We start from the raw sequence: 5,801 nt of genomic DNA on the forward strand, positions 1-5,801 counted from the left end.
CAGTGATCACAGAGCGTCGCAACTCCATGATCACGGAGGCCTGTGCCCGCCTTGCGGCTGGGGCTCCCCATACCGCCTATCTGCGCGAGCTCTAACTTCAGCGCTCTTCATCTTTCTTCAGCTCTCTTCAGCGCTCTTCGTCTTAATGCGGCTCACGACAACGAACGAATCCAAGTGACGTTGCACACACGGCCGTTCGGGGTTTCCGGTGGTCGTGTCGGGGAGCAGTAGAACCCCTCCGTGCAGAGTTGCGCAAACGTGCAGTTTTGTACAGCTCCGCGACACATCACGCCTGGTCAATGGCGTTTCCAGGGTTACAAAACTTGAGTCGCCGAGCCAAACAAAAATTGGATCAGTGCCCGGGGCTGATCCACCGCACATGACGAAGCCCGGCCAGGGGGAGCACCGGCCGGGCTTCAGGCAGTTGAGGGTCAGCTACCGGCCGTCCAGATCCTCACCATGATCCGCAACAGATCCTCGTTGATCAGCGGCACATCGTCCACGTGATCCCGGTGCGCCCAGACATCCCACCCAGGGCCGGAGTTGCCCAGCTCATGAGCGACGATCACGGCGTCATCCGGGTCAGTGATCGGTTCTTGGCATGCCCGGCAGACCGGGGGCGACTCGATCATGACGCACCGCCGGAACGGTGGCACCCGCAGCCGCACCGCTTGATCAGCAACAGGCCGTTCGAGTGGGGCAGCGGCACATCCGCGATCTGTCGGCACTCGCGGTGCAGATCTTCGTAACCCGGCCGCTGGCCCAAGGTGCACTCGGCGGACAGCGTCACCTCGTCCGTGGTCGGCGCGGTCATGAGCACCCCCGCCGGAGGACGTCCGCGAGCCGGAGCGCGACGTCGGCGCGCACCCGCCCGAGGTTGATCAGGTTCAGGGCGGGGGAGGCCGTATCGGCTCCCAGGGACGGCAGGACGATTCCGGCCGCCGTCAGCGCTCCACGCAGTACCTCGACCGCCTCGACGGCTTCGGTCGGGCCCGACTTCTGTGCAGTGGTCATGAACTCACCGTCTTGGCTGGCCAGTTGGGTCAGCCAGCGGATATGCGCGGATATTCGCGGGTAGGTAGGGGATATGCCGGAGAATTCTCGCGGAGGGGTAGGTAGGCCATAGCCGGGCGGGACGCCCCGGCGACAAGATCGAGGAACGGAGCACAACCCGACCGGGGAGGGGCACATGCGCAACATCCGCTTCAACGGCACCGGCAGCGGGGACACCGGCTGCCCGTCGATCCATGAGGACACCGATACCGGACAGGTGATCGTGCACGGACCGCCGCTGACCGATCCTGAGGACGTCGCCCAGCTCCAGCACCTTGGCCCCGGCGAGGTCGCCGTGATCGTCCCGCGTGAGCTGATCACCGACTGGGCCCCGAAGGACGCCACCCGCCAGGCACGGATCATCGATCTCGCAGCGTTCAACCGGCTGTTCGAGATCTTCGAGCACACCGCCTGGCGCCTGGAGGTGCGCCGCCGGTACGCGTCCGACGAGTCGACCGAGACCTACGCGCAGTACCTCGCCGAGGGCCGCGTCGACTGGGACACGAGCACGTGGTACTGCCGCACCATCACCCGCCAGACGGCGGCCGGGAAGACCGTCGCCCGCGTCCGGGTGGTCGACGATCCAGTGACCACCGGTCAGCGCTACCTCATGGCCAACGCCGAGCGGAATACGGACCTCGGGGAGGACATCCGGACCCTGCGCCGCGAGGACGCCGACCGGCTGAAGCTCGGAGAGGAAGACTTCTGGATCTTCGACTCACGCCTCGTCGCGCGGCTCCACTTCACCGAGGACGACGAGCTGACCGATGTGGAACTGATCACCGAACCGGCTGAGGTGATCAGGTACGCCATGCTCCGGGATGCGGCCTGGCATCACGCCGTCCCGTTCCAGCAACTCGCGGCGACCAGCTAGAAGGGCGGGACGGGTACCGGTGACGACGGACTACCAGCAGGCACGCGAGGCGCTCGGAGTGCGCCTGCGTGAGCTGCGCATGTCCGCGCCGGATGGACGGCTCACCGGTACCCGCCTCGCGCAGCTCCTCGGCTGGCCACAGCCCAAGATCTCAAAGCTGGAGAACGGGAAGCAGACCGCGACGCCCGACGACTTGAAGGCGTGGGCGGAGGCCACCGGCCAGCCCGAGGCGTACAGCGAACTCCTGGCCCGGCTCAGGGGGTTCGAGTCACACATCCGGTCCTGGCGGCGCCAGCTCTCCGCCGGGCATCAGCCGGTGCAGCAGACCATCGCGGCCGAGTACGAGCGCTCGGCCGTCGTGCACGGATTCGAGAGCGTCACCGTGCCGGGCATCCTCCAGACCGCCGACTACGCCCGACACGTGTTCAACCGGTACGCCGAACTCCAGCGCTCCCCCCGGGACACCGAGGCGGCTGTGCGTGCCCGGCTGAAGCGGCAAGAGCTTCTGTACGACACGGGCAGGCGCTTCGAGATCCTGATCGGCGAGACCGCGCTGCGGTCGCTGATCTGTCCGCCCTCGGTGTTGGCCGCGCAACTCGACCGGCTCTCCGGACTGATCGGCCTGGACACGGTCCACCTCGGGATCATCCCGTTCGCCGCGTCGCTGAAGATCCCGCCGACCGGGGGCTTCTGGGTGCATGACGAGCGCCTCGTCATGGTCGAGGTCTGGCATGCCGAACTGTGGATCGACGACGCCGACTCCATCGCGCTGTATCTGCGCACCTGGCGGACCCTGCGGGAGTCGGCCGTCTTCGGCACCGACGCCCAGAACCTGATCAGCCACGCGCGCCGGACGCTCACCATCGCCTGACGGCTTTCCGGCCGAAGCTCAAGCTCTTGGCCAGACGGTCGCCTAACAAGATCAAGACCCTCGGGCGCGCGAAGTTTGGTCGCCCCGGCCCTGAACGGCCCTCGACGGCGCCAGGACGCCGCGCCACGGCGGCAGTTCACCGGCACGGAATGCCGTCGGTCCGCTGTCCATGGGCCTCGGCGTATTTCATGCGTCTCGTGGCTGTGCCGGTGCCAAGATCTCTGCATGAGACTGAAGCCAGGGATCACCCTGGAGAACGCCGACAACGCACTCCGCTATGCGGAGAACACGTGGGGCAACGCGCGAGGCGCGCAGGACTACTACCGTGCCTACACCGACGCGGTTCATGACACTTACCCGGCCCTCAGGCAGGCTTTTGCCGCTCCGAACCTCGCTGCCGGTCTGCACTCCACGGCCTACTGGAACCTGCTTGCCATCGGTTCCGAGCGTCCCGATCTTGTCTACACCGAAGATCCCGATGTGGCGCGGAGCATGCAGCGAGCCCAACGCGTGCGAAACCAGGCGCTCTCCACGGAGATCGAGAACCAGGTGAAGACCCTGGAGCAGGCGCGTGCCGAGATGGAAGAGCTGAAGAAGCTCGTTGCCCGGCCGGGGCTGCCCGTCGTCTATGACACCAACATGCTCAACCACTGGCAGCAGCCCGGCGACATCCTGTGGCGCGACGTCTTCAAAGCTCAGGATGAGAAGGTCCCGCTCACCCGGCTCGTGGTCCCGCTGCGCGTGATCGACGAACTGGACAAGCAGAAATACGGCCAGGGCGACCTCGCGCGGAAGGCGGCCACCGCCATTCGCTATCTGGAGCGCGTGCTCAAAGACAGTCAACCAGGTGAGCCCGTCCGCCTGCGTGAAGGTGCCACGCTGGAAGTGTGGGTTGATACCGACGACCGTGGTGGCGACGCTGATCTGTCGATCCTGCGCTGCGCCGCCGACCTGGACAACCTCCACCCGGCCACGGGCGCCCGAGTGCTGACCGATGACGTCGGCATGCGGCTGCGCGCTCATCAACTGGGCCTGAAGGTGGTGCGCTTGCCGGAGGGGCACCGCAAGAAGGGGACGGCCCTTGATGAGGTGCCGCCGCTGTAGGACATCCGCGAACTGTGAGACGCTCACCGTCCCGGGCGTGACTCCGGCCGGGAACGCTCGTACTGCTGTGACGTGCGGGGGCATCGAGGCCGGCGAGCCCTTTGATCTTCATGCGCAACCTGTGAATCCAGACACCGGGGCCGGACAACGGCCTGACAACACAGGGGACTTGTCCGAGTGGGGACGGATAACCGGTCTGACAACGCAAGGCAGTTGTCAGGCAGCAGGCGGACAGATGAGCTTCATCCGGCCTGGTCACGGATGTCCGGCCGGGGGAAGTGTCCGGCCGGTTCCTGACACCGTGTCCGTCTGCATGTCCGAGTGTCCGGCTGCCCGTGTCCGGATGTCCGGCGGACAGCTCGGACAACATCACCGGGCCTCCCTGACAAGACGCCTCAAGTACGAGTCGGACGGCACCCGGACACCCTCGGACTCCAGCTGCCGGGCGAGAGCGGCGATGTCCCTGACCCTCATGCCGATCAGCTCCCGTGCGCGCTGTGAAGGGGCCGCTGTGCCGGTTCCGGAACCGGGGGTGTGACCAGTTCCAGCGCCCTGGTGAAGTGGCAGGTCGGGGGTTCCACGGAACCGGGACGTACCCTCTGTCTCTGTCTCGCGGGTCACCTGCGCGCGCCGCGCCTGCTTCTCTGCTTCCTCGGCTGCCTTGATCCGAGCCGCCTCCGCGTCCACCGCGCGGGCCGCAGGTGCCAGCCGGTCATGCATCCCGATCCAGCCGGACGACATCGACGTCCTCCGCCAAGATCTCGCGGCTCAACTGGACGAGGAGTTCCGCACGGTGGCCACGGTGCAGGCCGCTGCTTTCGACCCGAAGATCAAGCTCACGGCGAGCGCCCAGCTGGTCAAGATCAATGAGTCGTACCGGAAGCTCTTCGCCGTCGACAGTCCGACCCCGCTGGAGGCGGCCCTCACCACGCGGGCCGAGTTGGAGGCGGACCTGATCGCCGCCTCTGTCGAGGCCGCCGTCAAGGGCGTGGTGGAGGCCGCGGACGTGGATCCCGCGTTCGCCTCGAAGCTCACGGTGTATGCGTTCGAGCTGGCGGCCCGTCGGATGGCACTCGCCGAGGGCACGGACCCTGGCCCCGAGCCCGAGGCGCCCCGGCCACAGCTCGCCCTCACGGCCGGAAGTGCTGAGAACCCGTCAGGCGACATCGACGAGGACGGGGGTCCCTCGGTGCCACACCCCCGACGCCGTGACTCGGTGGACAGCATCATGGCGCAGGCACGCGCACTCCTGGAGGAGGACGACGACGATGAGGGCGAAGAAACAGATCAAGGCTGACCTCGCGGCCGAGCTGGACAAGGACGTCCCCGACGAGGGGCGTGTGTCCGAGCTGGCCGCCGAGTTGAAGCGCGCCCGTGGGGGCCGTCCCCGCCTCCGGCGTCGAGGTCGCGAGGGCGACGGCGACCGCGGGAGCCGTCCTAACGAAGTCGATCCCGACGCCGAAGCGATCAAGAGCTGGCCTCGCGAGCTGAGGGCCCGGCTCGGTGGATCACCGTACTCGCGGGTGATCGACGGGCGGCCGGTCGACGACCCCGGCGGCCATGGCCAGCGGAACGACGCGCACCGGTGGTCGCCCTGGCGGTGACCGTCGGTCATGATCGCCAGGGCTTTGCACGCGAGTTGCAGCGGCGACTGGAACCAAGATCATGAATAAGTATTCCGTACCCTCTGACCTGCGCATCCCTTGATCCATCGAGCTGTTACCGATGGCTACGCTCCGTAGTCCCTCAGGGGAAATTCCACCTTCGCTCGAGCGGGAGGGGCCCCCACGACGCCGCTCCTTCACGGGCAAACGTTGCCTGCCGCGGCACTAGTGCAGCGCCGCATTGATCTTGCGGGGGTCTGTGTCCCGCTGTCAGCAGACGAAGGGGCTGCTGACA

Annotated in this window: 8 protein-coding genes; 5 read left to right on the forward strand and 3 right to left on the reverse strand. The window is 67.0% G+C overall.

The window, feature by feature from the left end; genetic code table 11:
• Window positions 1-431 precede the first annotated feature (431 nt).
• The 3 genes from ACIRVK_RS45135 to ACIRVK_RS45145 are packed head-to-tail and all read right to left on the reverse strand — an operon-like array spanning window position 432 to window position 1,014.
• The gene (locus ACIRVK_RS45135) at window positions 432-632 is read right to left on the reverse strand and encodes a hypothetical protein (protein ID WP_404257934.1); all 201 of its coding nucleotides are present in this window, start codon (window positions 630-632) and stop codon (window positions 432-434) included.
• Window positions 629-814 (reverse strand): hypothetical protein, encoded by a 186-nt coding sequence (locus ACIRVK_RS45140; protein ID WP_404257936.1) that lies wholly within the window; start codon window positions 812-814, stop codon window positions 629-631. Before ACIRVK_RS45140 ends, ACIRVK_RS45135 begins: the two co-directional genes overlap by 4 nt.
• Entirely contained in the window at window positions 811-1,014 is a 204-nt protein-coding gene (locus tag ACIRVK_RS45145; RefSeq protein ID WP_404257938.1) for a hypothetical protein, read from the reverse strand. Before ACIRVK_RS45145 ends, ACIRVK_RS45140 begins: the two co-directional genes overlap by 4 nt.
• A 175-nt stretch (window positions 1,015-1,189) precedes the next feature.
• Here ACIRVK_RS45145 and ACIRVK_RS45150 point away from each other — a divergent pair, with 175 nt between their 5' ends.
• From ACIRVK_RS45150 to ACIRVK_RS45170, 5 genes are all read left to right on the forward strand, one after another.
• The gene (locus ACIRVK_RS45150) at window positions 1,190-1,927 is read left to right on the forward strand and encodes a DUF6879 family protein (RefSeq protein WP_404257940.1); all 738 of its coding nucleotides are present in this window, start codon (window positions 1,190-1,192) and stop codon (window positions 1,925-1,927) included.
• A 19-nt stretch (window positions 1,928-1,946) separates the two neighbouring features.
• On the forward strand, window positions 1,947-2,798 hold the full coding sequence (locus ACIRVK_RS45155) for a helix-turn-helix domain-containing protein (RefSeq protein WP_404257942.1): 852 nt from the start codon (window positions 1,947-1,949) through the stop codon (window positions 2,796-2,798).
• Between the two features lie 225 nt (window positions 2,799-3,023).
• Window positions 3,024-3,902 (forward strand): PIN domain-containing protein, encoded by an 879-nt coding sequence (locus ACIRVK_RS45160; protein WP_404257944.1) that lies wholly within the window; start codon window positions 3,024-3,026, stop codon window positions 3,900-3,902.
• Window positions 3,903-4,563: 661 nt separating this feature from the next.
• Complete coding sequence (locus tag ACIRVK_RS45165; protein WP_404257946.1) at window positions 4,564-5,199, forward strand: hypothetical protein; 636 nt, start codon at window positions 4,564-4,566, stop codon at window positions 5,197-5,199.
• On the forward strand, window positions 5,171-5,506 hold the full coding sequence (locus ACIRVK_RS45170; protein ID WP_404257948.1) for a hypothetical protein: 336 nt from the start codon (window positions 5,171-5,173) through the stop codon (window positions 5,504-5,506). The genes ACIRVK_RS45165 and ACIRVK_RS45170 overlap by 29 nt, the downstream gene beginning before the upstream one ends.
• Window positions 5,507-5,801 lie beyond the last annotated feature (295 nt).

The sequence above is a fragment of the Streptomyces sp. NPDC101152 genome, from assembly GCF_044768275.1.
Lineage (GTDB): Bacteria > Actinomycetota > Actinomycetes > Streptomycetales > Streptomycetaceae > Streptomyces.